This is a genomic window from Streptomyces sp. NPDC057623 (assembly GCF_042800355.1).
In the GTDB taxonomy this organism is placed as follows: domain Bacteria; phylum Actinomycetota; class Actinomycetes; order Streptomycetales; family Streptomycetaceae; genus Streptomyces.
The window spans coordinates 1-1,203 of sequence record NZ_JBHVGZ010000188.1; the positions used below are offsets into that span (position 1 = coordinate 1).

General features: G+C 65.8%; 1 protein-coding gene. It reads left to right on the plus strand.

Annotation, left to right across the window (positions count from 1 at the left end):
• Window positions 1-106 precede the first annotated feature (106 nt).
• Window positions 107-1,183, plus strand: a complete 1,077-nt coding sequence (locus ACFU95_RS51040) for an IS110 family transposase (RefSeq protein ID WP_383844825.1) — start codon at window positions 107-109, stop codon at window positions 1,181-1,183.
• Window positions 1,184-1,203: the final 20 nt, after the last annotated feature.

A 1,203-nucleotide genomic window follows, 5' to 3' on the forward strand; every position in this document is an offset into this window, starting at 1 on the left:
CTAATAGGAGCCTGACCAGGGGTCCCATCACTGTGTTGTCCGTCTGTCCGATCGGCCCGTGCTATCCCCTCTCCAGAGCGCGGTTCGAAAGGACAGCACCATCAGCATGACAGCCAACGAGGCAACCGAGATATCTGTGGTCGGCGGGATCGACACCCACACTGACTTTCACCAGGCCGCCGTCATCGACTCTGTGGGCCGGCAGCTGGCCACCGAATCATTCGAGACGACCCCGGACGGCTACTGGCGACTGCTGGAGTGGTTCGCCTCCCACGGCGAGATGATCGCTGTTGGGATGGAGGGGACCGGTTCCTACGGTGCCGAGCTCGCCCGCTTCCTGCGCGGCAACGGACTCACGGTCATCGAGGTCGACCGCCCCGACCGCAAGGCCCGCCGCGCCAATGGCAAGTCCGACCCCGTCGACGCCTACGCGGCCGCCACCGCCGTTCTGTCAGGCCGTGCCGACGGCACCCCGAAGACCCGCGACGGCATCGTGGAAACCATCCGGGTCCTGCGTGTGGCCCGCAACTCCGCGGTCAAGGCCCGTACCCAGGCCATCAACCAGATCCGCGCTCTGATGATCAGCGCCCCCAGCGAGGTCCGTGACAGATTCCGCGGCTTGTCCGCCAAAGACTTGATCGGCACCCTTGCCCGCTCCCGCCCCACCGGGAACCTCGAAGATCCCGCTTACACGACCAAAGTCACCCTCCGGCGACTAGCCCACCGTTATCAGGCCCTGGACGAGGAGATCAAGGACGCCGAAGCCGAGATCGGCCCGCTGGTCACCAAAGCTGCCCCCAAGGTCGTCGCGCTGCCCGGCGTGGGCCCCGAGACTGCAGGTCAGCTTCTGGAAACCGCCGGCGACAACCCCGAACGTCTCCGCTCCGAGGCATCCTTCGCCCACCTTTGCGCAGCCTCACCCATCCCTGCGTCCTCCGGCCGCACTCACCGTCACCGGCTCAACCGCGGCGGCGACCGCCAGGCCAACAGAGCCCTGCACACCATCGTTCTGGTCCGCATGAAGTACGACCTGCGCACTCAGCAATACGTCGCCCGACGCACCGCCGACGGCCTCTCCAAGAAGGAGATCATCCGGTGCCTGAAACGCTTCGTTGCCCGCGAGATCTACCGTCTGCTACCCCGCCCGCAACTCACCGCCGAGCAACTCTGCCCCACATCTTGACTATCCATAGGAGCATCCTC